Below are 26,137 nucleotides of genomic sequence, written 5' to 3'. Positions count from 1 at the left end.
ACGCCGCACACATAGGGCGCTAAGGGGCGCCATGCACCACAGCGCGCACCCAAGAAATGCTTCGCCGCCGCCAAGCGCGCTTGCCCGGAACGAGGTTCCCGGCGGCATCGCGGACGCGACGGTTGCGCCGGTTACCGCGCCGGGCGCGAGCGTCGGCGAGGCGTCGTCGCTGCTGCCGCTGCTCGCGGTCGTCGTGGCGAACGTCGCGCTCGCGTTCGGGCCGTGGTTCGTCCGCCTCGCCGATACCGGCCCGGTCGCCGCCGCATTCTGGCGCATGGCGCTCGCGCTGCCGTTGATCGCATTGCTGGCACTGGCGAGCGGGACGCGCGTCGCGGCGTTTCGGCTGTCGGGCCGGATGTGGCTGCTTCTCGCGCTCGCCGGCGTCGCCTTCGCGTTCGATCTGGGAAGCTGGCACGTCGGCATCCTCCAGACGACGCTCGCCAACGCGACGCTGTTCGGCAATTCGGCGACCTTCATCTTTCCGATCTACGGCTTCGTCGTCGCGCGCAACTGGCCGACGCGGACGCAAGGATTGGCGCTGCTGCTCGCCGCGCTCGGCGCGGGATTGCTGATGGGGCGGTCGTACCAGCTCGATCCGCGTCACCTGGTGGGCGACCTGCTGTGCGTGCTCGCGGGCGTGCTCTACGCGGTTTATTTCGTGCTGATGTCGGGGGTGCGCCGCACGATGGCGCCGTGGCCCGCGCTCGCGCTCTCCTCGCTCGCAGCACTCGTGCCGCTGCTCGTCATCGCGCTCGCGATGGGGGAGCGCGTGGTGCCGGGCGACTGGTGGCCGCTGATCGGGCTCGCGCTCGTCAGCCAGGTGGTGGGGCAGGGCTGCATGATATACGCGCTCGGGAAGCTCAGCCCGATCGTCATCGGGCTCGCGCTGCTGCTCCAGCCGGTGGTCGCGGCGACGATCGGCTGGGTCGTCTATGGCGAAGCGCTCGGGGTGCCTGACCTGTTCGGTGCCGCGATGGTCGCGGTGGCGCTGGTGCTGGTGCGTCGCAGTCCCCAAGTGGTAAAGACCGCGGCCGGGCCGCGAGCGGCAGACGAGGTGCGGGTATGACGGACACGATCGCGAACACGACCGGCAGCACGGCGACGGCGCACGACCCCACCGACCTGACGCTCGACGAGATCCGCCGGCAACTCGCCCCCGCGATCGCGAGCAACGCCGCGTTCGACGGCTGGGGCGACGAGGCGCGCGACTATGCCGCGGAAGGCGCGGGCATCGACCGCGACGTCGCCAGACTGGCGTTCGAGGGCGGCGCCCCCGCGATGATCGACGCCTGGTTCGATCACGTCGACGCCGAGATGGCGGCGCGCCTCCCCGCCGAGCGACTCGCGGGCATGAAGATTCGCCAGCGGATCACCGCGCTGATCGAGACCCGGCTGGAGATCCTGTCGCCCGACCGCGAGTCGCTGCGCCGCGCGATCGCGATCCTGGCGCTTCCCACCAACGCGCTGCGCGCCGCGCGGCTCGGCTGGCGCAGCGCCGACCGGATGTGGCGGCTCGCCGGCGACACCGCGACCGACTATAATCACTACACCAAGCGCGCGATGCTGCTCGCCACCTACGGCGCGACGATCACCGTCTTCCTCGACGACGACAGCGAGGGCCACGCCGAGACGCGCGCGTTCCTCGCGCGGCGGATCGACAACATCATGGCGATCGAGAAAGCGAAGGCCAATGCGACCGCGCGGACGCGCTATCGCCCCAGCCTGTCGCGCTTCGTCGGACGGCTGCGCTATCCGGTCGCATGATCCGCGACGCGAGTTATTGATAATCAATCGCAGACCGCTTATAACCTGAGTGTGACCGCGAACCTCAACCTCGAAACCCTCCCGCGCCACCAGGCCGCGACCGTCGATTCGATCGAGTGGACGCGGCTCGCGACGCCCGAGGCACGGCGATTGCGCGAGCTGGGGTTCGATGCCGGCGTGTCGATCGAGGTGCTCCACCGCGCGCGTTTCGGCGGCGGGCCGATCGCCTGCCGGATCGGGCGGATGACGGTGGCGCTGCGCCGCGCGGTCGCGGGTGCGGTGCGCGTCTCGCTCGATCCGCTGCCCGCCGAGTGACCGCGCGCGTTTCGAGAAACGCCGGCTGACATGCATGCGTCGCCGCTGGTCGCGATGGTCGGCAATCCCAATGCCGGCAAGAGCGCGCTGTTCAACGCGCTGACCGGCGCGCGGCAGAAGGTCGGCAATTATCCCGGAGTCACGGTCGAGCGCCATTCGGGCCGCCTCTCGCTCGACGACGGACGCCCGGTCGAGCTGGTCGACCTGCCCGGCACGTACAGCCTCGACCCCGTCTCCGCCGACGAGCGCGTGACGGTCGACGTGGTGACGGGGCGCGGCGGGTTCGAGCGGCGGCCCGACGCGATGATCGTCGTCGTCGATGCCTCCAACCTCGACAATCACCTCCGCTTCGCGCTTCAGCTGATCGCGTTGAAGCTGCCCGTCGTCGTCGCGCTCAACATGGTCGATCTGGCCGAGCGCGACGGGCTGACGCTCGACCCGGACGTGCTCGCGCGCGAACTGGGCGTGCCCGTCGTGCCGACCGTCGCGGTGCGCCGCCGCGGGATCGATGTGCTCAAGGCGCAACTCGGCATTTTGCTCGGCCAGCGTGTGCCGACACGCGACGCGGTCGACGCCGTCCCTGAAGAAATCGGCGTGCTGCAACGCCGCGCCCGCCAGATCGCCGATGCCGCGACCGTCAGCGAGACACCGACGAGGCGCTGGAACCACGCGCTCGACGCGGTCGCGCTCCACCCGGTCGTCGGCCCCGTCCTGCTCGTCTCCCTGCTGTTCGTGATGTTCCAGGCGGTGTTCACCTGGTCGGAAGCGCCGATCGCGGTGATCGAGGGCGGGTTCACCGCGCTCGACTCGGCGATCAAGAGCGTGATGCCCGACGGTTTCCTGCGCTCGCTCCTCACCGACGGCGTGATCGCGGGCGTCGGCGCGGTGGTCGTGTTCCTGCCGCAGATCCTGATCCTGTTCGCCTTCATCCTCGTGCTCGAGGCGTCGGGATATATGGTGCGCGCCGCCTTCCTGATGGACCGGATGATGAGCCGCGTCGGCCTGTCGGGGCGCGCCTTCATTCCGCTGCTGTCGTCGTTCGCGTGCGCGGTGCCCGGAATCATGGCGACGCGCACGATCAACGATGAAAAGGACCGGCTGACCACCATCCTGATCGCGCCGCTGATGACCTGTTCGGCGCGGCTGCCGGTCTACACGATCATCATCGGCGCATTCATTCCCAACACGCGTGTCGCGGGGTTCGTGGGATTGCAGGGACTGGTGCTGCTGGTCCTCTACCTGCTCGGCATCCTGGGCGCGTTCATCGCCGCGCTGGTGCTGCGCCGCACGGTCACGCAGGGCGCCTCGTCGGGCTTCATGATGGAGATGCCCAAATATCAGATGCCGCGTTTCCGCGACGTCGCGATCGGGCTGTGGCAGCGCGCCTATATCTTCCTGAAACGCGCAGGGACCACCATCGCGCTCACCACGGTGATCCTGTGGGCGCTGTTGTCCTTCCCCAAGGCGCCCGAGGGGCAGAGCCAGGTCAATTATTCGGTCGCAGGGCGGATCGCCAACGGGATCGAGGTCGCGGTGCGCCCGATCGGGTTCAACCGCGACATTGCGCTGGCGCTGATCCCCGCAATGGCGGCGCGCGAGGTCGCGGTGGCGGCGATCGGCACCGTTTACGCGGTCGACGATCCCGAGGACGCGAAGGGCGAGCGGACGATCGTCGACAATCTGCGCCACCGCTGGACCCTCCCCACCGCGCTCGCGTTCCTGATGTGGTTCGTGTTCGCGCCGCAGTGCATCTCGACCATCGCGGTGACGCGGCGCGAGACGAACGGGTGGAAATGGCCGCTGTTCATGATTGGCTATCTGTTCGCCGCGGCCTACATCATGGCCGGATTAACCTACTGGCTGGCGGTCGCCGTCGGCCTTTGAAGAGGCAGGAATGGCAGGCAGCGTCAACAAGGTCATCATCGTCGGCAATCTCGGGCGCGACCCCGAATCGCGCTCGTTCCAGAACGGCGGCAAGGTGGTGAACCTGCGCATCGCCACGTCCGAATCGTGGAAGGACCGCAACTCGGGCGAGAAGAAGGAACGCACCGAGTGGCACTCGGTCGCGATCTTCTCCGAAGGCCTCGCGGGCGTCGCCGAGCGGTATCTGCGCAAGGGATCGAAGGTCTATATCGAGGGCCAGCTCCAGACGCGCAAATGGCAGGACCAGCAGGGTCAGGACCGCTACTCGACCGAGATCGTGCTCCAGGGCCCGGGCGCGGTCATGACCATGCTCGACGGACCGGGCGGCAACAGCGGCGGCGGTGGCGGCGGTCGTGACGATTTCGGCGGCGGTGACGACTTCGGCGGCGGCAGCCGCGGCGGATCGCGCGGCGGTGGCGGCTTCGGCGGCGGCAGCCGTGGCGGATCGTCGGGCGGCGGCAGCTCGGGTGGTTCGGGCAATTTCGGCGGCGGCTACGCGGACGACCTCGACGACGACGTGCCGTTCTAAGTGAGCGACACCGGCGCAATCGACGGGCGCACGACGCCCGAACCGCCGCGGCTGCCCGTGGCGTCGGGCTGGCACGTCGATGAGGCGCAGCGGACTGCGGCGCTCGAGGCATACGAACTCGACCTGCTGCGCAACTCGCCCGCGCTGAAGCAGATCACCGATTTTGCCGCGCGACTGTGCGACGCGCCGATCGCGCTCGTCAGTCTGGTCGAGGAAACGCGCCAGTCCTTCCTGTCGGCGACGGGAACCGACCTGACCGAGACGCCGCGCAGCCAGTCGTTCTGCGCGCACGCGATGTGGAACGACGGCGTGATGGTCGTCCCCGACCTGACGCTCGACCCGCGGTTCGCGCGCAATCCGCTCCTCTCCGATCCGGGCGCGCGCTTCTACGCCGGTGCGCCGCTCGTCAGCGACGACGGCATCCCGCTCGGCGCGCTGTGCGTGCTCGATCGCGTGGCGCGACCCGGCGGACTGACCCCGCTCCAGCACGAGGGGCTGGTCGTGCTCGCCGCCAACGTGCTCGCGCGGCTGCGCGACTCGCGCGACGGCGCGGCATGGCGCGCGGCGGAGAACGATGCGCGCCGCGCTGCGCTCGACAGCGATACGCGCTTCCGTACGCTCGCCGACACGATGCCACAGATGGTCTGGTCGACGCTGCCCGACGGTTATCATGATTATTATAATGCACGCTGGTACGAGTTCACCGGCATGCCCGAGGGATCGACCGACGGCGCGGAATGGAACGGCATGTTCCACCCCGACGACCAGGATCGCGCCTGGGAGATCTGGCGCCATTCGCTGACGACGGGTGAGCCGTATCAGATCGAATACCGCCTGCGTCACGTCGATGGCAGCTACCGCTGGGTGCTCGGCCGCGCGCTGCCGATCCGTGACGCGAACGGTCAGATCACGCGCTGGTTCGGCACCTGTACCGACATCCACGAGCAGAAGCTCGCGCTCGAGCAGCGCGAGATCATCAGCCAGGAATTGTCGCACCGGATCAAGAACATCTTCTCGGTCATCGCCGGGCTGATCCAGTTTGCCGCGCGCAGCCACCCCGGCTTCGCACCGGTCGCGACCGACCTGCGCCAGCGGATCACCGCGCTCGGCCGCGCACACGACTTCGTTCGCCCGCACAGCCCGCAATCGCGCCCGACCGCGGCACAGGACAGCCTCCACGGACTGCTCGACCAATTGTTCGCGCCGTATCAGTCGCAGGTCGGCGACCGCGCGCGGATCACCGTGACCGGCGCCGATCTGGTCGTCGACGATCGCGCCGCGACCCCGCTCGCGTTGCTGTTCCACGAATTGGCCACCAACGCGACCAAATATGGCGCGCTGTCGCTCGCCGCCGGAACGGTATCGCTCGACATCTCGGCGACCGACGACGACGTGACGATGGTGTGGCGCGAACGCGGCGGCCCGGTGCTGGCGGGCGCGAGCGAGCATGTCGGCTTCGGCACGCAGTTGATCGAAATGTCGGCGGTGCGTCAGCTCGGCGGCACGATCGAGCGCGACTGGCGGCTCGATGGGCTGACGGTCACGCTACACGCGCGACGTTCGGCGTTCAGTCGCGCTGATCGAGCCTGACGAAATCGGCGTCGGCAACCGAGGCGTCGTTACCGGCTGCGGCGATCGCGGCCGCCGCCAGGATCGCCTGATCACTGAACGGCTTGCGCACATAGCCGAGGGCGTCGGGCACCGCGCCGATCTGTCCCGGATTGGCGGTGACGAACACCACCTTCACCCCATAATCGCGTGAAATGCGCTCCGCGACGATCGGCCCCGTCGGCCCGTCGCGCAGATTGACGTCGACGAAGGCGAACGAACATGCCGGTGCAGCGGCGAGCGCCTGCGCGCTGTCGGCCGCGATCGCACCCACCGTATAGCCCGCATCGACCAGGATACGCTCCAGGTCGAGGGCGACGAAGATCTCGTCTTCAACGATGAGCGCGGTTTTGGGCATGGATCTCGGAAAGATTGCTATCAGTCTCAGCTAACCTTGAGCAATCTCATTGGTTCCGGGCAAGTAGAAATACGGCGTGTTCGGCCATAAAATTGGCCGCTGCGCCGCCAATCTCCTGATCGCCCGACAAGAACCAGGCGCGCTCCACGACGATGCCGCGGGCGCGCAGAAAGGCGCGGAAATCGTCGATTGTGACGTGGTGGATGTTGGGGGTGTCGTACCATTGCTCGGGCAGCAACCGCGTCACCGGCATCCGCCCACCCCACAGCAGCGACAACCGCACCCGCCAGTGCGCGAAATTGGGGAAGCTGACGAATGCGCGCCGCCCGATCCTGAGCAGATGGTCGAGCACGACGTGCGGCGCGCGCGCGGTCTGCAGCGTCTGGCTGAGGATTGCATAGTCGAAGCTCGCGTCGGGGTAGCCCGCCAGATCGACGTCGGCGTCGCCCTGGATAACGCTCAACCCGCGCGCGACCGCGTCGGCGACCTTGACCGCGTCGATCTCCAGCCCGCGCGCGTCGACCCCCGCCCGGTCGCGCAGCGCCGCCATCAGGTCACCGGTCCCGCACCCGATATCGAGCGCGCGGCTGCCCCGCGCCACGTGGGCGGCAATGATCGCGAGGTCGGGACGAAGCGTCACGCGCCCAGGAACCCCGCGACGATGCGGTCGAGTTCGGGCGATTCGAGCAGAAACGCGTCGTGCCCGTAGGGGCTCGACAATTCGACGAAGCTCACCGGCGCACCCGCGGCATTCAGCGCCTGGACGATCGCACGCGACTCCGCGGTCGGATACAGCCAGTCGGTGTCGAAGCTGACGAGGCAGAAGCGCGTCGCGGGCGCGAACGCATTCGCCAGCCGCCCGCCATGTTCCTCCGCCAGATCGTAATAATCCATCGCGCGCGTGATATAGAGGTAGGAATTGGCGTCGAACCGGTCGGTGAAGGTCAGCCCCTGGTAGCGCAAATAGCTCTCGACCTGGAAATCGGCGTCGAAGCCGAAGCTTTTCGCCGCCCGCTCCTGCAACCGTCGCCCGAATTTCTCGGTGAGGCCAGCCTCCGACAGATAGGTGATGTGCGCCGCCATCCGCGCCACCGCGAGCCCGCGCGTCGGCGGCTCGCCATCGTGATAATCGCCGCCGCGCCAGTTCGGATCGGCCATCACCGCCTGCCGCCCGACCTCGTGGAACGCGATGTTCTGCGCGGTGTGGCGCGCGGTCGAGGCGATCACCACCGCCGCCGCGACGCGTGTCGGATAGGTCGCCGCCCAGCTGAGCGCCTGCATCCCGCCCATCGATCCGCCGACCACCGCCGCGAGCCGGTCGATCCCCAGATGATTGAGCAGCAAGCCTTGCGCGCGCACCATGTCGCGGATCGTGATGACGGGAAACGCCATCCCCCACGCGCGCCCGGTCGCCGGATCGATCGAGGCGGGTCCCGACGAGCCCATGCAACTGCCTAACACGTTGGCGCAGACGACGAAGAAGCGGTCGGTGTCGATCGGCTTGCCCGGCCCCACCATCCGCTGCCACCAGCCAGGCTTGCCGGTGCGCGGATGCGGGCTGGCGAGGTGGTGGTCGCCCGTCAGCGCGTGGCAGACGAGGATCGCGTTGGAGGCGTCACGCGCGAGCGTTCCGTAGGTTTCGTACGCGATCTCGACCGGCGACAGCGTCGCCCCGCCGTCGAGCCGCAGCGGTCCGGGCAGCGACACGCGGCGCGACAGCCCGAAGCGTTGATCGTCGGATGGAGAGGCGAGCGACATCGAGCCGACGCGATAAGCCGCGACCCGCGCGGTCGCAACCGATCTGCGTCATCGCCGCCCCCGCCCATGTCCGGCGAATCGCACGACATGCTTTCCCCCGCCCGCGCCGCGCTCTAAGCCTCCGCGCCATGACCGATACCGCGAACACCGCTCGCCAGACCCATATCGCGCCGTCCGCTCCCGCGCCCAAGCAATGGGTGATGGACATCGCGCCCTATATCCCCGGTCGCTCGACCACCGACGACGGGCGCACGGTCGCGAAACTCTCGTCGAACGAGAATCCGCTCGGCACCTCGCCCGCCGCGCGCGTGGCCTATGCCTCCGCCGCCGACACGCTCGAGCGTTATCCCGACGCGAGCGCCGCACCGGTGCGCGAGGCGATCGCCGCGGCGTTCGACCTCGATCCTGCGCGCATCATCTACGGCAACGGGTCGGACGAGATCCTGCATCTCGCCGCGGGCGCGTTCGCGGGGCCGGGCGACGAAGTGATCTTCGTGCGCTACGGCTTCGCGGTGTACGAGATCGCGGCGCGGCGCGTCGGCGCGACCCCGGTGATCGCGCCCGATCGCGACTATGCGACCGACGTCGATGCGGTGCTCGCCGCCGTCACCGACCGCACCCGCGTCGTCTATATCGCCAACCCCAACAACCCGACCGGCACGTTCGCGCCCAGGGGCGAGATCGCGCGCCTCCACGCCGCACTGCCGGGCCACGTCCTGCTCGTGCTCGATCAGGCCTATGCCGAGTATCTGGACGCCGCCGACGACGACGGCGGGCTCGACCTCGCGCGCACCGCGTCGAACGTGCTCGTCACGCGCACCTTCTCGAAGATTCACGGGCTCGCGTCGGAGCGGATCGGCTGGGGCTACGCGCACGCCGACATCATCCAGGCGCTGCACCGCATCCGCCTGCCCTTCAACGTGACGATCGGCGGGCAGCGCGCCGCTGTCGCCGCGATCGAGGACAAGGCGTTCGTCGAGTCGACTCGGGCTCACAATGCCGAGTGGCGCGCGTGGTTCAACCAGGAGGTCGCACGACTCGGCAACGCGGGCCTGCGCGCGATCCCCAGCCAAGCGAACTTCGTCCTCGTCGTGTTCGAAGGCGAGCTGACCGCGGAGACCGCGTACAAGGGATTGATGGACGCAGGCTTCATCGTCCGCTGGCTGCCCGGACAGGGCCTCGCGCAAGGATTGCGCATCACGATCGGCACCGAGGAGGAGACGCGCGGCGTCGCCGCTGCCTTGCGCGCGCTGGTCGAGCAGCACGCCTCGCCTAAGCACGCCACCCCGGCGGATCAGGGCATCGAGCGCGGCTAATGCTTCCCTTCGCGCGCGTGACGGTCATCGGGCTCGGGCTGATCGGCTCCTCGATCGCGCGCGCGGTGCGGGACTATATGCCGAGCGTCCGCCTGACCGGGCATGACGCGAGCCCGGCGGTGCGCGAGGCGGCGCGTGCGCTGCGCTTCGCCGACGACGTGACCGATACCGCGGGCGCGGCGGTGACCGACGCCGATCTCGTTATCCTGTGCGTGCCGGTCGGCGCGATGGCAGCGGTCGCCGCCGAAATCGCCGACGAGCTGCCCGCCGACGCGATCGTCAGCGATGTCGGCAGTTGCAAGGCATCGGTCGCCGCCGCGCTCACTGCGCACCTGCCGCCCGCGCAGGTAATCCCCGCGCACCCGGTCGCGGGCACTGAGCAGAGTGGGCCGGACGCGGGCTTCGCGACGCTGTTCCGCGGTCGCTGGTGCATCGTCACGCCGCTCGCCGACAGTGATCCCACCGGCGTCGAACGTGTTGCCGAATTCTGGCGGCGTCTGGGGGCCGAGGTCGAGCAGATGGCGCCCGACCACCACGACCTCGTCCTCGCCGTCACCAGCCACCTGCCGCACCTGATCGCCTATACGATCGTCGGGACCGCCGACGACCTCGAACAGGTGACGGAGAGCGAGGTGATCAAATTCTCCGCGGGGGGCTTCCGCGACTTCACCCGCATCGCCGCGTCCGATCCCGTCATGTGGCGCGACGTTTTCCTGTCGAACAAGGACGCGGTGCTCGACATGCTGCAACGCTTCTCCGAGGACCTGTCGCAATTGCAGCGCGCGATCCGCTGGGGCGACGGCGACGCGCTGTATGATCGTTTTGCGCGCACCCGCGCGATCCGCCGCTCGATCGTCGACCAGGGCCAGGATGACGCCGCCGCCGATTTCGGCCGCAAACACGACTAGGGGCTGTCCTACACGCCCCCAGTGCGCCTATCCCGGCGGCGCTATTTGACATCATGCTCCGGGCGCGCGGGCGCGCGCGATCAGTGCGACCTTAGTGACCTTCCGCGCTCAGTCGTTGAGCGCGTTGATCGCGGCGTGCACCCGCTCCTCGGCCTCGCGCCGCGGCAGCCCGGGCGGGATCGCCTCGCCGATCAGCACGCGGACCGGCCCCGAATGCGCGTGTCCCTTGCGCGGCCAGCGCTTCCCGCTGTCGAGCGCGATCGGCACCACCGGATAGCCGAGCGCGCGGTACAGGCCCGCGAACCCCGAACGGAGCGGCGGACGCTCGCCGTGCGGCATCCGGGTGCCTTCGGGGAACACGATCACCGACCGCCCCTCGGCCTTGAACACCGCGGCGTCGGTCATCAATTGCCGCAGCGCCTTCGCGGACGCCTCGCGATCGACCGGCAGCGCGCCGTAGATGCGCGCCGCCCATCCCCACAGCGGGATCTGCGCCAGCTCGCGCTTGATCACGACCGCGGGCCCGCCCAGCCGGTACGGCAGCTCGAGCGTCTCGTACATCGCCTCGTGCTTCGCGGCGTAGAGCACCGGGCCATCGGGGATTGCCGCCCCCCCGATCTGCGCGCGCACCCCCATGATCCACCGCGCGATCAGCGTGTGGTACCGCGCCCAGCCGTGCGAATAGGCGATCATCACGCGCTGCCCGAACAGCGCGACGAACGGGATTAACAGCACCACGATCAGCGATCCGATCGCGAAGAACAAGCGGAACACCCAGGTCCGCACCACGTCACCCACGCCAACTCTCCCACCACAGCACCGCGCGGCGCAGCAGCAACTTGTGATATTCGTTCAACAATTGCGTCAGGCTCGGCTGGCTCGGCACCCCGTCGATCACCACCGACACCTGCGGGTCGAGCGACTGCGCCAGTTCCATCGCCGCGCGCCGCGCGTGCCAGTTGGAGGTGACCAGCCGGACCGAGCGGTAGCGATGCTCGGCGACCCAGCCCGCGATCTCCTCGGCATTGGAACGCGTGTCGACCGCCTGCTCGCCCAGATCGACGCAGCACGCGAACGTCGCCGCGTAACCATAGGTGCGCACCAGATCCTGCTGGCGCACCCCCGGCGCCGTGCCCGTCACCAGCATCCGCCGCGCGCGCCCCGCCTCCAGCAGCGAAAGCCCGCGGTCGATCCGCCCCGCCGCTCCAGTCGGCACGACGATCCCGTCGGTCCGCACGCCGCTCGCCGGCTGCGGCAGCGTCACCGCGAACAAGGCGAACCCCAGCGCCCAGACGATCAGCGCGAGCCCGACCAGCCGCCGGATCACAGCATCTGCCCCAGGCTGCGCACCACCGCGCGCCGCGCAACGGTCGCGGCAAGTGCGACGAACCCGAACGGCAGCACGACCAGCGCCGCCCAGCCCATCGCGCCGAGCGTCACCGCGCCGAGCAACTCGGACCCGAGCGCGCTCGCCTGCGCCCCCAGCAGCGCGACCGCAGCCAATCCGGCCACGCCCCCCACCGCCGCACCCAGCGCCGCGTCGAGCGACAATCGCCGCTGGAACAGCCGCGCCACCTGCACGTCGGTCGCGCCCAGCATGTGCATCACCTCGATCGTGCCGCGGTGCGCCTCCAGCCCGGCGCGCGCCGCCAGCACGACGACGAACGCGGTCGCGCCGAGCATCATCGCGACCAGCAACGTCGCGAGCATGCTCATCGTCCGCAGAAAGGCACGGACCGGCGCCAGCGCCTGGCTGTGCAGATCGAGCCGGGCGCCGGGCAAGGATGCCAGCGCCTGGCGGACGCGCTGCGCGGCGCCGGCGTCCGCCAGCGTCACGTCGACCAGCACCGGGATCGGCAGGTCGACGTCGTCGGCGTCCCCACCCAGCCACGGGCTCAGCAGTTGCGCGATCTCGGCCCGCGGCACGACACGTACGCCGCTGACCCCCGCCACCCCGGCGAGCAGCGATGCCGCCTCGCCCGCCGTCGCCTCGCGCCGCCCTGGGTCGGCCGCGGCGATTTGCACGGTCGCCCGCCCGCCCACCTGCACACCGACCGCGCCGGTCGCGCGCGCGGTGCCGATCCCGCCCGCGGTCGCCAGCACGGTCAGGAACAGCATCACCGCGATGACCCACACCATCCCGCGCCCGGTTCGCGCGGTGTCGAGAACACGCGTGCTCGCCGCGCTCACGTGTGCCGCCCCGGCGGATGGCGCAGCATGCCGGTCGGATCGAGCAGCCGCCCGTCGTCGATCCGCATCATCTGCGCCGATCGCACGCGCGAGATGAGCTGGAGGTCGTGCGTCGCGATCACCAGCGTCGTGCCGAGCCCGTTCAACGACGCGAACAGCTGCAACAATCGGTCGGCCATCGCCTCGTCGACGTTGCCGGTCGGCTCGTCCGCGACGAGTATCTCGGGGCGGCCGATCACCGCGCGCGCAATCGCGACGCGCTGCTGCTCGCCGCCCGACAGCGTCGACGGACGCGCCTGCGCGCGGTTGGTCAGCCCGACCCAGGCGAGCATTTCCGACACCGCCTCGTCGACCTCGTCCTCCAGCACGCCCGCAATCCGCAAGGGAAGCGCGATATTGTCCGCCAACGACAGGTGCGGGACGAGCCGGAAATCCTGGAACACCACGCCGATCCGGCGGCGAAACCCGGGGATACGCTGGCGCGGCAGCGTCACGACATCGGTCCCGAACAAGTGGATCGCCCCACGCGTCGGTCGCTGGGCGAGATACAGCATCTTCAGAAGCGAGGTCTTCCCCGCTCCGCTCGCCCCCGTCACGAAATAGAATTCGCCCGCGGTTAGCGAGAAACTGAGGTCGGACAGGACCTCGTCCCCCTGCCCGTAGCGCAGCCCCACATTCTCGAACTGCACGATCGTGGCCACCGGCCGGCGACATCCCTTCGCTGAACACGCCCGCCATCGCACAGCGCGCGTCCCTTCATCAAGTCGCACGCTCCCCGTTCGCGTCGCAAGCACGATCGCCGATGCCGTTTCGCAACCGATACTTGCCAGCGTGCCACGTGAGGTGTTTACGTTGGTTACGATAACCGTAAGCGTGGCGTCATGATCCTCGAGTGTCCCGAATGCCGCACCCGCTACATCGTCCCCGATTCCGCGGTCGGCGTGACCGGGCGCACCGTACGATGCGCGAACTGCCGGCATAGCTGGTTTCAGGAAGGCCCCGCCCTCCCCGCGGCGCCCGCCCCGGCGCTGGTTGGCAATGAAGCACCCGCGGTTTCGCCGACGCCCGCCGTCGCCGGTTTCGCCCCCGCCGCCTATGCGCCATCCCCCGTGGTCGAGGTGGACGCCGCCCCGGCGCAGGCGGGCTTCGACGCGTTTGCCCACCGCCCCCCGTTCCGCCCGCGACGCAACATGACGCGGGTGCGCACGATCGCGTCGATCGCCGCCGGGCTGATCATGCTCGCGCTCGTCGGCGTGATCCTGTGGACCACCGCACCCGGCCTCGCGCAGCAGGCAGGGTTCAACATCGGCCCGGCGCAATCGCCGCTGCGCATCGTCGACAATCCGATCGAGCGGCGGCAGATGACCAACGGATCCGAGCTGTTCGCGGTCAGCGGGCGGATCACCAATCCGTCCTACGCGGCGCAGCGCGTCCCCGACCTGCGCGCCGACCTGCGCGATGAAAACGGCCGCGTCGTGTTCAGCTGGACGATCACCCCGCAGCAACGCACGCTGCCCGCGAACGGCGCGATCGATTTCAACTCGGCGCAGGTCGACGTACCCGCTTCGTCGAAGCGGCTCGACCTCAGCTTCGTCGGTGAGGCGAGCTGACGAACTCAGATCTTCTGTCAGGCACGAAAGGTGATCGCACCCGCACAATCGCCGTTGCCACGCGCCAACGGCTTTGCTAGAGGCCCGCTCCTGCCAGTCGCCGGGTCCGCCCGGTGAACATTGTGTGCGGTCGTGGCGGAACTGGTAGACGCGCAACGTTGAGGTCGTTGTGGCCGAAAGGCCGTGGAAGTTCGAGTCTTCTCGACCGCACCATTTTCTGCTCTCGAGCAGTGTTGATCGCCCGAGCGGATCGGGCTTCCCGATGATAGGGCGTTCATCGCCGGCGGCGCAGTCGATCGCCCTGCTTCGGGCCCGAACGTCGGGCAGCCGCGTTTGATGACGATGGCGTCGCCCGATCTTCCTGCCGTGTACCTGAACGCGATCGGCACCGCCGTTCCCGGCCATGACATCCATCAGGCGTTCATCGGCTGGGCGCGCGCGCGTCTGCCTGAGCGCGAGCAGCGGGTGTTCGATCGCATGGCGGGGCGCGCCGCGATCGGTCATCGCTGGTCGGTGCTGCCCGAGGCGGCGGGATCGCCGGTAGGGGACGGTGGCTTCTACGCTGGCGCGACGCACCCCGGCACCGCGGCACGCATGACGATCTACGCCGAGGCGGCGCCCGCGCTGGCGCTCGACGCGGTGGCGCGCTTGCGCGAACAGGTCGCGCTCGACGGCGTGACGCACCTCGTCGTCGCGAGCTGTACGGGGTTCGTCGCGCCCGGGATCGACCAGATCATCGCGCGCCGCCTCGGCCTCGAGCCGTCGGTCGAGCGGACATTGATCGGCTTCATGGGCTGTTACGCCGCGGTCGCCGCGCTGCGCACCGCGCGCCACATCATGCGATCCGAACGCGACGCGCGCGTGCTGGTCGTGACCGTGGAGCTATCGACGCTCCATCTCCAGGCGGTCGACGAGATCGAGCCGCTGCTCGCGATGCTGCAATTCGGTGATGGCGCGGCCGCCGCGCTGGTTTCGTCCGAGCCGCACGGTCTGGCGCTCGGGCAACCGTTCGCGACGACGCTCGCCGAATCGGATCGGCTGATCCGCTGGGACATCACCGACACCGGCTTCGCGATGCATCTGTCGGGCGAGGTGCCGGGTCGGATCGCGACCGCGCTCGCCGACCTGGCGCTCGTCACGCAGATCACCGGGGGGCAGCCCGCGGACGAGATCGATGCCTGGGCGGTGCACGCCGGCGGGCGCTCGATCCTCGACGCGGTCGAGCACGCACTCGCGCTCGATCCCGCGGCACTCGCCGATTCGCGCGCGGTGCTGGTCGACAACGGCAATATGTCGTCGGCGACGCTGATGTTCGTGCTCGCCCGCGTGCTGGCGCGCGCCGAGGTACGCCGCGGCGTCGCGCTCGCCTTCGGCCCCGGCCTCGCCGCGGAGGGCTTCGCGTTCGGACCGAGCGCGTGACGACGCTCGCCAAACGCGCGATCGGCGACGAGCTGATGGATGCGGACGATCTGCCCGCGGACACCTATGCCGCGGTCGTGCGCGATCTGGCGCAGGTGAACGTCGTGACGATGGCGGCGCGCCCGACGCTCGCCTTTCTCGCCGCGCATACGCGGCCGGGCGGGCATTACCGCTTGCTCGACGTCGGCTACGGCGACGGCGACATGCTGCGCCGGATCGCGCGCTGGGGTGCGCGTCGCGGCATCACCTTCGATCTTGTCGGAATCGACCTCAATCCGCGCAGCGAAGCGGCGGCGCGCGCCGACACGCCGGCTGCGGTCGCGATCGACTACCGCACCGGCGATTACGCCGATCTGGCCGGCGAGCACTGGGACTTCATCGTCTCCAGCCTGGTCGCGCACCACATGACGACCGACCAGCTCGTCGCGTTCCTGCGCTTCATGGCGGCGCACGCGCAGGCCGGTTGGCTGATCAACGACCTCCACCGCCACCGCTTCGCCTATGCGGGATGGCCACTCCTCGCGCGGCTGTTCGGGTGGCACGACATCGTGCGCCACGACGGCCATCTGTCGATCGCGCGGAGCTACCGCCCCGACGAATGGCAGCCGCTCCTTTCCCAAGCGGGCGTCGATGCGCGCGTCTTTCCCGCCTTCCCGTTCCGGTTATGCGTCAGCAGCCGCTGATCGTCGGCGCAGGCCCCGCGGGCACTGCCGCGGCGATCACGCTCGCGCACGCAGGTGCGCGACCGCTCGTGGTCGAACGCACGCGCGAAACCGGCGACGCCTTGTGCGGCGGGTTCGTCAGCTGGCGGACGATCGCGACGCTCGAACAGCTCGGCGTCGACGCCGACGCGCTCAATCCCGCGCGGATCACGCGCGCGCGTGTGTTCGCAGGCGGGCGATGCGGCGAGGCGATGTTGCCCCGCCCCGCACTCGCTGTGTCGCGCCACCGCCTCGACACCGTGCTGCAGGCGCGCGCCGAGACGCTGGGGGCCAGGATAGAGCGCGGCGTCACCGTGCGCGCGATCGACGGCCACGCGGTCCATACCGGCGACGGCGCGACGATCACCGCCGACGCGTTGCTGCTCGCCAGCGGCAAGCACGACGTCCGCGGGCTCGCACGCCCCGCCGAGGCTCGCGGCAGCGATCCGACGCTCGGGTTGCGCGTGCGGCTGGCGCCTTCGCGCGGCTTGCGCGCCGCGGTCGGTGACGCGATCGAGCTGCACCTGTTCAACCGCGGTTATTGCGGCATCGTGCTGCAGGAAGACGGCAGCGCGAACGCGTGCATGGCAGTGCATCGCTCACGGTTGCGGGCGGCGGGCAGCCCGGACGCACTGCTACATGAACTCGCGGCGGCCTCGCCCGCGCTCGCCGATCGGCTGTCAGGCGGCTGGGGTGTGATCGACGCGGTCGCCAACGTACCCTACGGCTGGCGCACCGGAGACACCACGCCCGGCATCTTTCGGCTCGGCGATCAGGCTGCGGTGATCCCCTCGCTCGCGGGCGAAGGGATCGGCATCGCGCTCGCCAGCGGGCTGTCGAGTGCGCAGGCGTTCCTCGACATGGGTCCGGGGGGCTCGCCAGCGTGGCAGCGGCAGTTCGCGCGCGCGGTTGCGGCGCCGCTGCGCCACGCCGGGCTGGTCTGGTCGCTCGCCGATCGGCGCTGGGCTGCGCCTGTGTTGCCGCTACTGGCGCGCGTACCCGGCGCGCTTGCCGCGGTCGCGACGGTGACCCGCGTCCCGATGCTCCCCCCGTCGCGTGGCCTAACCCCCCGCCGCTCCGCACGATTTTGCCGGTGATGCGATGATCGTCGCCGGCTTGTTAAGCATCGCTCAAGCCTTTATTCGCCACGGCCGACGTTTATGGCCGCTGCCCGTCCTTCCCGCTTGCGTTCTCGCTCCAAGACCCGCTCGCCGTGGCGCCGCCGCTGGTCGATCGCGTGGAAGTTGCTCGTCGTGCTCACGCTCGTCGCGCTCGGTGCGCTCGTCACCGCGGTCTATGTCGCGCGCTCGCAACTACCGAGCTTCGAGGACCTGAAATCGTCGCCCAACGGGCAGATGATCCGCGTCCACGCCGCCGACGGCTCGGTGATCGTCTCGCTCGGGCCGAGCTACGGCGAATGGTTGTCGATCGATCGCATTCCAGCGGTCATGCAGCGCGCGATGATCTCGGTCGAGGATCGCCGCTTCTACAGCCACTTAGGGGTTGACCCGATCGGTGTCGCGCGTTCGGTCGACGTGCGCGTCCGGCGCGGACGCTGGACGCAGGGCGGCTCGACCATTACCCAGCAGCTGGCGCGCAACATCTTCCTCACCTCGGCGAAGAAGTTCGGGCGCAAGTTCCGCGAGGCGATTCTCGCCTTCGCGATTGAGCGGAAATTTTCCAAGGACCAGATCCTCGAGCTTTATCTCAACAAGGTCTATTTCGGCGGCGGCGCCTACGGCATCGACGCTGCATCTAGGCGTTTCTTCGGGCACGGTGCGAACCACCTGAGCCTGTCGGAAGCCGCGATCATCGCTGGCCTAGTCAAGGCGCCGTCGAACTATTCGCCAACCGCCGATGCCGAGGCCGCGGTCGGCCGCGCGGGCGTGGTGATCGAGACGATGCGCGAAACCGGCGCGATCACCCCGGCGCAGGCGGCCGCCGCCGATCCGCAGGCGGTCAAGCTCGCCCCGGCGCCGCGCCAAAACAGCGTGCGCTATTTCACCGACTGGGCGCTGCCGCAGCTCGAGTTGCTGATTGACGAGACGGTCAAGCCGCTCGAGGTGTGGACGACGCTCGACGTCGGCATGCAGCGCGACGCCGATACCGCGATCCAGCAGAATGTGCCCAAGGGTGCGCAAGGTGCACTCGTCGCGCTCGACCGCGACGGCGCGGTGCGCGCGATGGTCGGCGGCACCGATTACGTCAGCTCGATCTACAATCGCGCGACGCAGGCGGTGCGCCAGCCGGGCTCGGCGTTCAAGCTGTTCGTCTATCTCGCTGCGATCGAGGCGGGGAAGACGCCCGACGACAAGGAAGTCGACGCGCCGGTCACGATCGACGGCTGGAGCCCGCGCAACGACTCGCGTCGCAATTCGGGCGAGGTCACGCTCAGGACCGCGTTCGCCTATTCGCTCAACACGGTGGCGGCGAAGCTGGGGCAGGCGGTCGGGTTCCAGACGGTGGCCGACATGGCGCGCCGGTTCGGCATCACGACGCGCGTCAACACCCACCCCTCGATGGTGCTCGGCACCTCGGAGGTCCGCCTGATCGACATGACGCGCGCCTTCGCCAGCGTCGCCAACAAGGGCGTCGCAGTCACTCCCTACGCCATCACCAAGGTCACGAGTGACGGCGAGACGATCTACACGCACGAGGTCGACCGCAGCCACGTGCTGGTCGCACCCGACGTCGCCGCGCGGATGACCGACCTGCTCCAGACCGCGGTCAACACCGGCACGGGACGCGCGGCGCAGATCGGACGGCCGGTCGCGGGCAAGACGGGCACAACCTCGTCGGGCAAGGACGGCTGGTTCCTCGGCTTCTCATCGGGGCTGACGACGGGCGTGTGGATGGGGCGCGACGACGCGCGGCCGGTCGCCGGGCTCCACGGCGGCACCGCGCCCGCGAAGGCGTTCGCCGCCTTCATGGGCCACGCAGTCGCCAAGCGCCCGATTGAAGAGTTCGACACCAAGGTGACCCTGCCCGAATGGCAGCTCGAGCCCGACGAGGAAGCCTATTTCGGCTCACCCGACAACGGCACCTTCGTCGATGGTGACGGCAATCCGATACCCGGCGGCGGGGACGAGGTGATCGATACGCGGCGCGTGCCCGACACCGAAGCACCCGCGGTCGAGGGTGACGAGCAGCGGCTGGACCAGGAATGGATCGACCGCGTCACCAACGGACGCCGCGACCCAAGCCGGGCGGCCCCGCCCCCGGTCGCGCCACGCAGCGACGCCCCGGCGCCGCGGCAGCCACGCGGCGACGCGCAGCCCGCCGAGCGGCGCTACCCCGCACGCGGCTCCGATCCCTCGCTCGACGAGCGTCCGTACCAGTGAAGCGCCGCGCCGTGACGGCGTAGCCACTGCCGCTCGGGCGTCGGGTCGCGCCCGAACAGCGTCTCGACCAAGGCGTGAAATTCCGGGCCGTGATTCATGTGGACGCGGTGTGCGACCTCGTGCGCGGCGGTCGCGCGTCGCACCTCGGGCGGGGCGAGGACCAGCCGCCAGCTATAACGGATCGCGCCGTGTGACGCGCAACTACCCCATCGCCCGCGCGGATCACCGACACCGACCTGCGTCACCGCCACGCCGGCCCGTTCGGCATAGTGGCGCGTGTCGGCGGTCAACAAGGCGAGCGCCTGCTGCTTCACCCACGCCGCGACCCGCGCCTCGACGCGGTCGACCGGGCCGCCGACGATCAATTGATCGCCGTGACGCTCGACCCGGCGGGCGGCATCCGCGCCCCACGCGATCGTGATCGTCGCACCATCGAAAGGGAACGTGGCACCGGGCACGAATGGCCGCGGTTGGGGTAAGCCGGCGCGCTGTTCGGCGATCCACGCGTCGAGCGACCGCGCCCAGGCCATCAGCGGTGCGAGTGCCGCACGTTTCGGGATAGTCAGGCGGAATCGCCCCGTCGTCGGATCGAACGACAGTTTCGCACGCCGCGCGCGTGCGTGGCGAACGACGTCGATCGCCTCGCTCATCCCGCGCGGATCACGCGAACCGCCTCACAACCGGCGATCGACCATGTGGTTTTCGAGATCGCCCGCGTCATCCTCGCTAACGGTCCAGCCGCGCACCGACTCGCCCGCCCGGTGCACCGCCTCACGGTCGCCGCTGACGAGATAATGCCATTCGGGCAGCGGTTCGTCATTCGCGCGCAGGCGGTAGGCGCAGGTCGAGGGCAGCCAGTCGATCTGGTCGACGTTGCCGTTGGTCAGCCGCACGCATTCGCTCACATAGGCACGGCGATTGCGGTAGTTCGAGCATTGCCCGCTACGCCGATCGAGCAGGCGGCACGCGACATTGGTGGCGTAAAGCTCACCTGTTTCATCGTCCTCGAGCTTGTGGAGGCAGCATTTGCCGCAGCCGTCGCACAATGCCTCCCACTGCGCGCGGTCGAGCTTCGACAGCGGCGTGTCCTCCCAGAAGCGCGTGCTCATTTCGCCCACTTCGTGATCTCGTCCGCCATCGCCTGCGGTGGCGTCTCGGGTAAGAGCGCGAGCGGCTTTCCTGCGGGATCCATCAGGTAGATCTGCCGGCTGTGCTCCATCAGGTAACCGTCGGCATTGCCCTTCCCGCGCGCGAAAAAGATGCCGTATTTCTTCGCGACGCGCGCGATCTCCTGCGGGTTACCCGTCAACCCGACCAGCCGCGGGTGAAAGGCGGAGACGAACTGCTTGAGCACCGCGGGCGTATCGCGCGCGGGGTCGATGCTGACGAAGATCGGCACCACCCTCCCGGCGAGCGCAGGGTCGGACTTTTCCAGCAGCCGCATCGCCGCGCCGATATTCTGCACGTCGGTCGGACAGATGTCGGGGCAGAAGGTGTAGCCGAAATACATGATGCGATAGCGACCCGCGAAATCACGGTCGGTCGTCGCGCGATTGTTCTGGTCGATCAGCGCGAACGGCCCGCCGATCCGCGCCCCCGCGAGCGGCGGCGCGGCCACCGACTGCTGTTCGGGCGCCGACGAACAGGCCGACAGCGCCGCCGCGAGCAGCGCGGCCGGGGCGAGCATCATTCGGGGCATGTACATGGTGCGTCCAGCATTGATCGGTTATACGATGGGGAGCAAGTGCATGTTCGCCAAGGCGTTCGTTGCCAGCCGCCATACGATCAAGCCGGGGAGCCCCATGTTCCGTTCCGCCCTATTCGCCGCCGCCGCGATCCTCGCGCTTCCGGCGGCCGCGCAGCAGCAGTCGGCCAGCTACAAGTTCCTCCAGGCGGTGCGCAGCGGCGACGGCAACACGGTAACGCAGCTCGTCGAGCAGCCGGGACAGCGGATCGTCAATACCCGCGACGTCACCTCGGGCGAGACCGCGCTGCACATCGTCGTCAAGCGCGGCGACGCGACGTACCTGCGCTATTTGCTGGCAAAGGGAGCCGATCCCAATATCCGCGACAATGCCGGCAACACGCCGATGATGCTGGCGGTTCAGGAAGGCGAGCCGGGGCTGATCGACATTCTCGCGCTGGTGAAGGCCAATGCGAACCTCGGCAATTCGGGCGGCGAGACGCCGATCATCCGCGCGGTGCAGCGCCGCGATCTGGCGCTCGTGCGCTCGCTGCTGGCCGCCGGGGCAAACCCCGATCAGAGCGATCACGTCGCCGGCATGTCGGCACGCGATTATGCCAAGGCCGATCCGCGCGCGGCGCCGATCCTGAAAGTGCTGGCGGAGACGCCGGCCGCCAAACCGCGCGCCGTGGCGGGGCCGACGCTGCGCTAGATCAGCCGCCGAGCTGCATCGCCTCGGGGTCGGCGTGCGCGATCAACCGGCGTGCCGCACGGCGTGCGAAGGCGAGCGTACAGCGTTTGCGGACGTGCGCGGGCAGCGGATCGGTACGCGCCTCGCGGACGATCTCGGCGTCGTAGCGGTCGGCGATGATCACCCCGGTCCGCTCGGGAAGAAACGCGGGCCCGTCGATCGGCGAGGCATCGAAACCCGCGGGCACCGCCCAGTAGAAACGATCGCAATGCGGCAGGTAATCCTGCCATTTGGCGTCGCCGAGCAGGTCGGCGCGCGACACCTTGATCTCGACGATCACGAGCTGCCCGCGCGCATCGACCGCCATCAGATCGGCGCGGCGCCCCCCCTCCAGCGGTACTTCGTGGATGGTGACCAGATCGTGGCGCAGGAACATGCGGGTCACGCCCCGCGCGACATCGGCGGCGCAGAGCGTATCGGTTGCCGAATCCTGACAGGTAGCGGGGGGTTGCAGCATGGCCGAACGTTTAGAACATTCGGTGAACGCAGGCTAGTCGGCCGCGCGTAAGCTCAACGATAGAAGGTGTGGTTGCCGATCGCAGCGACGCGGACGAGACCACGATTGGGCGAGCGCCCCGCGTTGAAATAGAGCGCCTTCGCGGCATCGCTGTCCCAGGCATCCTTCATCGCCACCTTGGCGACGGCGACCGCGGTACGCCAGCGGCCGTTTTCTGCGACGTCGGGAATGCGTCCACCGCGAACGAAGGAAAACTGACCCGGCTGGGTCACGACGCCGCACGCGCTCTTGGCGAAGCGGCCGGAGTTGGCGCGGTTGAGAATGACCTCGGCGACGGCGAGCTGACCGCTCAGCGGTTCGCCGCGTGCCTCGAAATAGATCGCGCCGGCGAGGCAGCGGAGTTGTTCGTCGTCGGTTTCGTCGTCCTGCGCGGCGACGGCGGCGGCGAGCGTCGGATAGGCGACGGTGTCGTCCTCATCCGCGTCCGGGGCGAAGGCTGGGTCCTGCGCCACCGCCGGCTGGGTGGGAAGCTGTTGAACGAAATAGGAAACCGCGGGAACCGAGACGACGGTGATCTGTTTGGAAGTCTGATCCTTCGCGACGAGAGCCGGGGCCTCTGCTGCGAAGCTGGCGGTGCTGTGAAAAGCCAGCCCGGCCAGAGAGATCAAAGTCGCCGCAACCGTTGCAGCGCGCTTCCGAAATGTCATTCATCGTCTACATCATGCGGTGAGTACACGAACGGCGCACGCGATCGGCGAGCGATCACACCACCGCCGGGATCCCCCCGACTGCGTAACCGTCCGGCATCGCACACCGGCGCAGCACAACGCGTTTAGTTGATGAACCGCTCTTTCCCCGCGAACGTCGGCGGGTCAATCGGCCAGGATCGTTTCAGCGGCGAACCGTTCGGCCTGTGCGATCATCAGTTCGACGACCCACAGATCGGGGTCGGAGACGCGGCGTTTCTTCCAATATTCGTCCATCGCCGCGCCCGTCGCGGCGGTCGGCCCCGCCGGCACCAGGGACTCGCGATCGTCGAGGTCACGGAACCGCTCCAGCCCGCGAACGGTGTCGCCGTCGTCGATCAGCAACAGGATTGCCCCGGTCTGTGCCTCGCCGCGCGCGCGGACGACCGCTAACCCGCCCGCGTCGTTGACGCGGCGCACCAACGCGCCGACCGCGACGTGGGTCGGTAATCGTCCACTCATGCCGCGGCCCCGTAGCCTGGTAGCCCCGCAAGCGCGATGCGCGACCGCATGAACGTGCCGGTGCCGCGCGCGACCTCCTCGCCGTCGGCGGCGATCAACCGCGCCTCGGCGATGAAGACGCGCCGCTGCCCGCTGATCCATCGCCCCTCGGCGACGACGGGCCCCTCGCCGAGCGGCCGCGTGAGGTTGAGGCTGAACTGCGTGGTGAGCAGGAAACGGTCAGTGACGAGGCTGTTGGCGGCGTAGAATGCCGCGTCGTCGAGCATCTTAAAATAAGCGGTACCGTGCGCCGCGCCGGCGGCATGAAAATGACGGCGATCGACCGCGAAATGGATGCGCGACACGCCCACCTCGGGCACCTCGAGCCGCGATTCGAACAGGTGATTGACCGGTGCCGCCGCATACAGCGCTTCGAGCGCGCGGAAATGCGCCGCCGCGCCCTCGGGTGCCGCACGATCAGGCCGCGTCACGCGTCTCGTCCGATGTCAGCAATGCCCAGATCGCATCGCGCGAACCCGCGCCGCGCAGCTTGGCAACGAGCGCCCGATCGCGCACCCGTCGCGCGATCCGCGCCAGCGCCTTCAGATGATCGGCCCCCGCCTTGGGCGGCGAGAGCAGCACGAACAGCAGGTCGACCGGCGCGTCGTCGACCGCGCCGAAATCGATCGGCTGTGCGAGCCGGACCGTCCCCGCGACCAGCCGGTCGAGCCCGTCGATCCGCGCGTGCGGGATCGCGACTCCGCCGCCGAACGCGGTCGAGCCGAGCTTCTCGCGCGCGGCGAGCGCGTCACCGATCACGCGCGCGTCGAACCCGAGCACCGGCGCGGCGAGCGCGCCGATCTGCGTGAATACAGCCTTCCTGATGGCGGCGGACACGTCCACCGCCACCAGCTCGGGCAGCAACAGGTCGCTGAGATCCATCGAAGTCGCTGGTCGGATCAGCCGCCGCGCTGCGGCTCGACCCAGCCGATCGTCCCATCGCCGCGGCGATAGACCATGTTGTAGGCGCCGGTGCCCGCGTTCTTGAACAATAGCGCCTGGGTATTGCGCAGGTCGAGCATCATCACCGCGTCTGAGACGCTCGCGTCGGGGACGTCGACGCGGGTTTCCGCGATCACCAGCGGCGCGTCGTTGTCGTCTTCCTCGTCGGAAACCGACTCGGCGAACAAGGTGTAACCCGCATTGTCGTAGCCTGAACGCTCCTGCTCGGCTTCCGCCTCGACGTGCATCGCGTGGCGATCCTTCAACCGGCGCATGTAGCGGCGCAGCTGCTTCTCGATCTTCTCCGCGGCGCCATCGAAGGCGAGGTGCGCGTCATGTGCCTCGTGCGCGCCCTTCAGTACCAGTCCGCGCATCACGTGCGAGACGATGTCGCAGCGGAAACCGACATCGTGCGGTCCCTTGCCAAAGGTCACCTCGGCCGAGATGGCGCGCGAGAAATACTTGTCGGCGATACCCTGGAGGCGGTCCTCGACATGGCTCTTCAGCGCGTCGCCGATCGAAACCTGGTGACCATTGGTCCGGATATCCATTGTCTTCTCCTGCTCGACACGGGGCCAGGACGACCCCGCCATCCGCGCCAACCGGACGCGACGGCCCCTTTTACGAAGAGCTCTCGGCCACTCCCCACAAAGGCTCTTTCATTCCGTTCACAAACGCTGCGTGCGCCGCCAGTTCCGCCGCGTTGGCATGAAAGGCGCGCGGGACGCGCACCTTGCGCGGCGCGGGCGCGGCGATCTCCACCACCTCGACCGGCACCTCGCTGACGAGCCCGAGCCCGATCTGCCGCCCGCCGAGCAGCTCGACATATACCTGCGCGAGCAATTGCGCGTCGAGCAACGCGCCGTGGAGGACGCGGTGCGAGCGATCGACGCCGTAACGGCTGCACAAGGCGTCGAGCGTGTGCTTCGCGCCGGGGTGACGGCTGCGCGCGATCTGCAACGTATCGATCATGCGCGTTCGGCAGACGGGGTTGCGCCCGCAGCGCTCCAGCTCGCCGTTCAGGAACGAGAAGTCGAACCCGGCATTGTGCGCGATCAGCGGACTGTCGCCGATGAATTCCAGCAGCGCGTCGACCCCCGCGGTGAACACCGGAAATTTCGACAGGAAATCGATCCGCAGGCCGTGCACGCGCGCCGCCTCCTCGGGCATGTCGCGTTCGGGGTGGTAATAAGCGTGGAATGTCTGCCCGGTCTCGACCCGGTTGAAAAGCTCGACGCAGCCGATCTCCACCATCCGGTCGCCGCCGGCGAAGCTCAGGCCCGTTGTTTCGGTATCGAAGACGATCTCGCGCATGG

General features: G+C 69.1%; 31 protein-coding genes and 1 tRNA gene. 15 read left to right on the top strand and 17 right to left on the bottom strand.

Annotation, left to right across the window (positions count from 1 at the left end; all coding sequences use genetic code 11):
- Positions 1-31: 31 nt before the first annotated feature.
- From KZ810_RS12280 to KZ810_RS12255, 6 genes are read left to right on the top strand one after another with little or no spacing between them, the layout of a single operon-like run.
- Positions 32-1,066: a DMT family transporter gene (locus KZ810_RS12280; protein ID WP_219769386.1), complete on the top strand. Its 1,035-nt coding sequence runs from the start codon at positions 32-34 to the stop codon at positions 1,064-1,066.
- On the top strand, positions 1,063-1,764 hold the full coding sequence (locus KZ810_RS12275; protein WP_219769385.1) for a COQ9 family protein: 702 nt from the start codon (positions 1,063-1,065) through the stop codon (positions 1,762-1,764). The genes KZ810_RS12280 and KZ810_RS12275 overlap by 4 nt, the downstream gene beginning before the upstream one ends.
- A gap of 51 nt (positions 1,765-1,815) precedes the next feature.
- Positions 1,816-2,079, top strand: a complete 264-nt coding sequence (locus KZ810_RS12270; RefSeq protein ID WP_219769384.1) for a FeoA family protein — start codon at positions 1,816-1,818, stop codon at positions 2,077-2,079.
- Between the two features lie 30 nt (positions 2,080-2,109).
- Positions 2,110-3,963 carry a ferrous iron transporter B gene (gene feoB / locus KZ810_RS12265; protein ID WP_219769383.1) on the top strand — a complete coding sequence of 618 codons (1,854 nt, stop codon included), beginning with the start codon at positions 2,110-2,112 and terminating at the stop codon, positions 3,961-3,963.
- Between the two features lie 10 nt (positions 3,964-3,973).
- Entirely contained in the window at positions 3,974-4,531 is a 558-nt protein-coding gene (ssb, locus tag KZ810_RS12260) for a single-stranded DNA-binding protein (RefSeq protein ID WP_219769382.1), read from the top strand.
- 57 nt (positions 4,532-4,588) lie between these two features.
- Positions 4,589-6,121 carry a sensor histidine kinase gene (locus KZ810_RS12255; RefSeq protein ID WP_373369165.1) on the top strand — a complete coding sequence of 511 codons (1,533 nt, stop codon included), beginning with the start codon at positions 4,589-4,591 and terminating at the stop codon, positions 6,119-6,121.
- Here KZ810_RS12255 and KZ810_RS12250 read toward each other — a convergent pair.
- Genes KZ810_RS12250 through metX form a run of 3 tightly spaced genes read right to left on the bottom strand, consistent with a single transcriptional unit; the run spans position 6,099 to position 8,255 of the window.
- Positions 6,099-6,497 (bottom strand): response regulator, encoded by a 399-nt coding sequence (locus tag KZ810_RS12250; protein WP_219769381.1) that lies wholly within the window; start codon positions 6,495-6,497, stop codon positions 6,099-6,101. The genes KZ810_RS12255 and KZ810_RS12250 overlap by 23 nt on opposite strands.
- 46 nt (positions 6,498-6,543) lie before the next feature.
- Positions 6,544-7,137: a methionine biosynthesis protein MetW gene (gene metW / locus KZ810_RS12245; RefSeq protein ID WP_219769380.1), complete on the bottom strand. Its 594-nt coding sequence runs from the start codon at positions 7,135-7,137 to the stop codon at positions 6,544-6,546.
- Positions 7,134-8,255 carry a homoserine O-acetyltransferase MetX gene (gene metX / locus KZ810_RS12240; RefSeq protein WP_219769379.1) on the bottom strand — a complete coding sequence of 374 codons (1,122 nt, stop codon included), beginning with the start codon at positions 8,253-8,255 and terminating at the stop codon, positions 7,134-7,136. Before metX ends, metW begins: the two co-directional genes overlap by 4 nt.
- A 128-nt stretch (positions 8,256-8,383) precedes the next feature.
- Between metX and hisC the strand changes: the two genes are divergently transcribed.
- Together hisC and KZ810_RS12230 are read left to right on the top strand one after the other, a co-directional pair.
- Positions 8,384-9,571: a histidinol-phosphate transaminase gene (gene hisC / locus KZ810_RS12235; protein WP_258044824.1), complete on the top strand. Its 1,188-nt coding sequence runs from the start codon at positions 8,384-8,386 to the stop codon at positions 9,569-9,571.
- Positions 9,571-10,479: a prephenate/arogenate dehydrogenase family protein gene (locus tag KZ810_RS12230; protein ID WP_219769378.1), complete on the top strand. Its 909-nt coding sequence runs from the start codon at positions 9,571-9,573 to the stop codon at positions 10,477-10,479. Before hisC ends, KZ810_RS12230 begins: the two co-directional genes overlap by 1 nt.
- Before the next feature lie 108 nt (positions 10,480-10,587).
- Here the strand turns inward: KZ810_RS12230 and KZ810_RS12225 are convergent, their stop codons facing one another.
- Genes KZ810_RS12225 through ftsE form a run of 4 tightly spaced genes read right to left on the bottom strand, consistent with a single transcriptional unit; the run spans position 10,588 to position 13,370 of the window.
- Positions 10,588-11,277, bottom strand: coding sequence for a lysophospholipid acyltransferase family protein (locus KZ810_RS12225; RefSeq protein ID WP_219769377.1), 690 nt, complete (start codon positions 11,275-11,277; stop codon positions 10,588-10,590).
- Positions 11,270-11,806, bottom strand: a complete 537-nt coding sequence (locus tag KZ810_RS12220) for a YdcF family protein (RefSeq protein WP_219769376.1) — start codon at positions 11,804-11,806, stop codon at positions 11,270-11,272. The genes KZ810_RS12225 and KZ810_RS12220 overlap by 8 nt, the downstream gene beginning before the upstream one ends.
- Positions 11,803-12,669, bottom strand: coding sequence for a cell division protein FtsX (locus KZ810_RS12215; RefSeq protein WP_219769375.1), 867 nt, complete (start codon positions 12,667-12,669; stop codon positions 11,803-11,805). The genes KZ810_RS12220 and KZ810_RS12215 overlap by 4 nt, the downstream gene beginning before the upstream one ends.
- Positions 12,666-13,370, bottom strand: coding sequence for a cell division ATP-binding protein FtsE (gene ftsE, locus KZ810_RS12210; RefSeq protein ID WP_219769374.1), 705 nt, complete (start codon positions 13,368-13,370; stop codon positions 12,666-12,668). The genes KZ810_RS12215 and ftsE overlap by 4 nt, the downstream gene beginning before the upstream one ends.
- A 180-nt stretch (positions 13,371-13,550) precedes the next feature.
- Between ftsE and KZ810_RS12205 the strand changes: the two genes are divergently transcribed.
- From KZ810_RS12205 to KZ810_RS12180, 6 genes are all read left to right on the top strand, one after another.
- Positions 13,551-14,279: a zinc-ribbon domain-containing protein gene (locus KZ810_RS12205; RefSeq protein ID WP_219769373.1), complete on the top strand. Its 729-nt coding sequence runs from the start codon at positions 13,551-13,553 to the stop codon at positions 14,277-14,279.
- Positions 14,280-14,405: 126 nt separating this feature from the next.
- Positions 14,406-14,492 (top strand) — tRNA-Leu (locus KZ810_RS12200).
- A 123-nt stretch (positions 14,493-14,615) separates the two neighbouring features.
- Positions 14,616-15,698, top strand: a complete 1,083-nt coding sequence (locus KZ810_RS12195; protein WP_258044823.1) for a type III polyketide synthase — start codon at positions 14,616-14,618, stop codon at positions 15,696-15,698.
- Positions 15,695-16,381: a methyltransferase domain-containing protein gene (locus KZ810_RS12190; protein ID WP_373369162.1), complete on the top strand. Its 687-nt coding sequence runs from the start codon at positions 15,695-15,697 to the stop codon at positions 16,379-16,381. Before KZ810_RS12195 ends, KZ810_RS12190 begins: the two co-directional genes overlap by 4 nt.
- On the top strand, positions 16,363-17,496 hold the full coding sequence (locus KZ810_RS12185; RefSeq protein WP_219769372.1) for an NAD(P)/FAD-dependent oxidoreductase: 1,134 nt from the start codon (positions 16,363-16,365) through the stop codon (positions 17,494-17,496). The genes KZ810_RS12190 and KZ810_RS12185 overlap by 19 nt, the downstream gene beginning before the upstream one ends.
- A gap of 63 nt (positions 17,497-17,559) precedes the next feature.
- Positions 17,560-19,740, top strand: coding sequence for a transglycosylase domain-containing protein (locus KZ810_RS12180; RefSeq protein WP_258044822.1), 2,181 nt, complete (start codon positions 17,560-17,562; stop codon positions 19,738-19,740).
- Here KZ810_RS12180 and KZ810_RS12175 read toward each other — a convergent pair.
- From KZ810_RS12175 to KZ810_RS12165, 3 genes are read right to left on the bottom strand one after another with little or no spacing between them, the layout of a single operon-like run.
- Complete coding sequence (locus KZ810_RS12175) at positions 19,689-20,390, bottom strand: M48 family metallopeptidase (protein WP_219769371.1); 702 nt, start codon at positions 20,388-20,390, stop codon at positions 19,689-19,691. The two genes, KZ810_RS12180 and KZ810_RS12175, sit on opposite strands and share 52 nt — an antisense overlap.
- A gap of 24 nt (positions 20,391-20,414) precedes the next feature.
- Positions 20,415-20,849: a YcgN family cysteine cluster protein gene (locus tag KZ810_RS12170; RefSeq protein ID WP_219769370.1), complete on the bottom strand. Its 435-nt coding sequence runs from the start codon at positions 20,847-20,849 to the stop codon at positions 20,415-20,417.
- Entirely contained in the window at positions 20,846-21,445 is a 600-nt protein-coding gene (locus KZ810_RS12165) for an SCO family protein (RefSeq protein WP_219769369.1), read from the bottom strand. The genes KZ810_RS12170 and KZ810_RS12165 overlap by 4 nt, the downstream gene beginning before the upstream one ends.
- Here KZ810_RS12165 and KZ810_RS12160 point away from each other — a divergent pair.
- Entirely contained in the window at positions 21,444-22,136 is a 693-nt protein-coding gene (locus KZ810_RS12160) for an ankyrin repeat domain-containing protein (RefSeq protein ID WP_308461544.1), read from the top strand. The genes KZ810_RS12165 and KZ810_RS12160 overlap by 2 nt on opposite strands.
- A gap of 1 nt (position 22,137) precedes the next feature.
- Here the strand turns inward: KZ810_RS12160 and KZ810_RS12155 are convergent, their stop codons facing one another.
- From KZ810_RS12155 to dnaQ, 7 genes are all read right to left on the bottom strand, one after another.
- The gene (locus KZ810_RS12155) at positions 22,138-22,632 is read right to left on the bottom strand and encodes an MmcB family DNA repair protein (protein WP_219769368.1); all 495 of its coding nucleotides are present in this window, start codon (positions 22,630-22,632) and stop codon (positions 22,138-22,140) included.
- A 53-nt stretch (positions 22,633-22,685) separates the two neighbouring features.
- Positions 22,686-23,339 carry a cell wall hydrolase gene (locus KZ810_RS12150; protein ID WP_258044820.1) on the bottom strand — a complete coding sequence of 218 codons (654 nt, stop codon included), beginning with the start codon at positions 23,337-23,339 and terminating at the stop codon, positions 22,686-22,688.
- Between the two features lie 165 nt (positions 23,340-23,504).
- On the bottom strand, positions 23,505-23,840 hold the full coding sequence (locus tag KZ810_RS12145; protein ID WP_219769367.1) for a DUF1491 family protein: 336 nt from the start codon (positions 23,838-23,840) through the stop codon (positions 23,505-23,507).
- Positions 23,837-24,310, bottom strand: coding sequence for a PaaI family thioesterase (locus KZ810_RS12140; RefSeq protein WP_219769366.1), 474 nt, complete (start codon positions 24,308-24,310; stop codon positions 23,837-23,839). Before KZ810_RS12140 ends, KZ810_RS12145 begins: the two co-directional genes overlap by 4 nt.
- Positions 24,297-24,761, bottom strand: a complete 465-nt coding sequence (locus KZ810_RS12135; protein ID WP_219769365.1) for a PTS sugar transporter subunit IIA — start codon at positions 24,759-24,761, stop codon at positions 24,297-24,299. Before KZ810_RS12135 ends, KZ810_RS12140 begins: the two co-directional genes overlap by 14 nt.
- A gap of 17 nt (positions 24,762-24,778) precedes the next feature.
- Positions 24,779-25,372 (bottom strand): ribosome hibernation-promoting factor, HPF/YfiA family, encoded by a 594-nt coding sequence (gene hpf / locus KZ810_RS12130; protein ID WP_219769364.1) that lies wholly within the window; start codon positions 25,370-25,372, stop codon positions 24,779-24,781.
- Positions 25,373-25,442: 70 nt separating this feature from the next.
- A complete protein-coding gene (gene dnaQ, locus KZ810_RS12125; protein WP_219769363.1) occupies positions 25,443-26,135 on the bottom strand; it encodes a DNA polymerase III subunit epsilon in 693 nt (230 codons plus the stop codon).
- Positions 26,136-26,137 lie beyond the last annotated feature (2 nt).

The organism is Sphingomonas citricola (assembly GCF_019429535.1).
Taxonomy (GTDB): domain Bacteria; phylum Pseudomonadota; class Alphaproteobacteria; order Sphingomonadales; family Sphingomonadaceae; genus Sphingomonas; species Sphingomonas citricola.
This window is presented reverse-complemented; position numbering and strand designations above follow the sequence as displayed.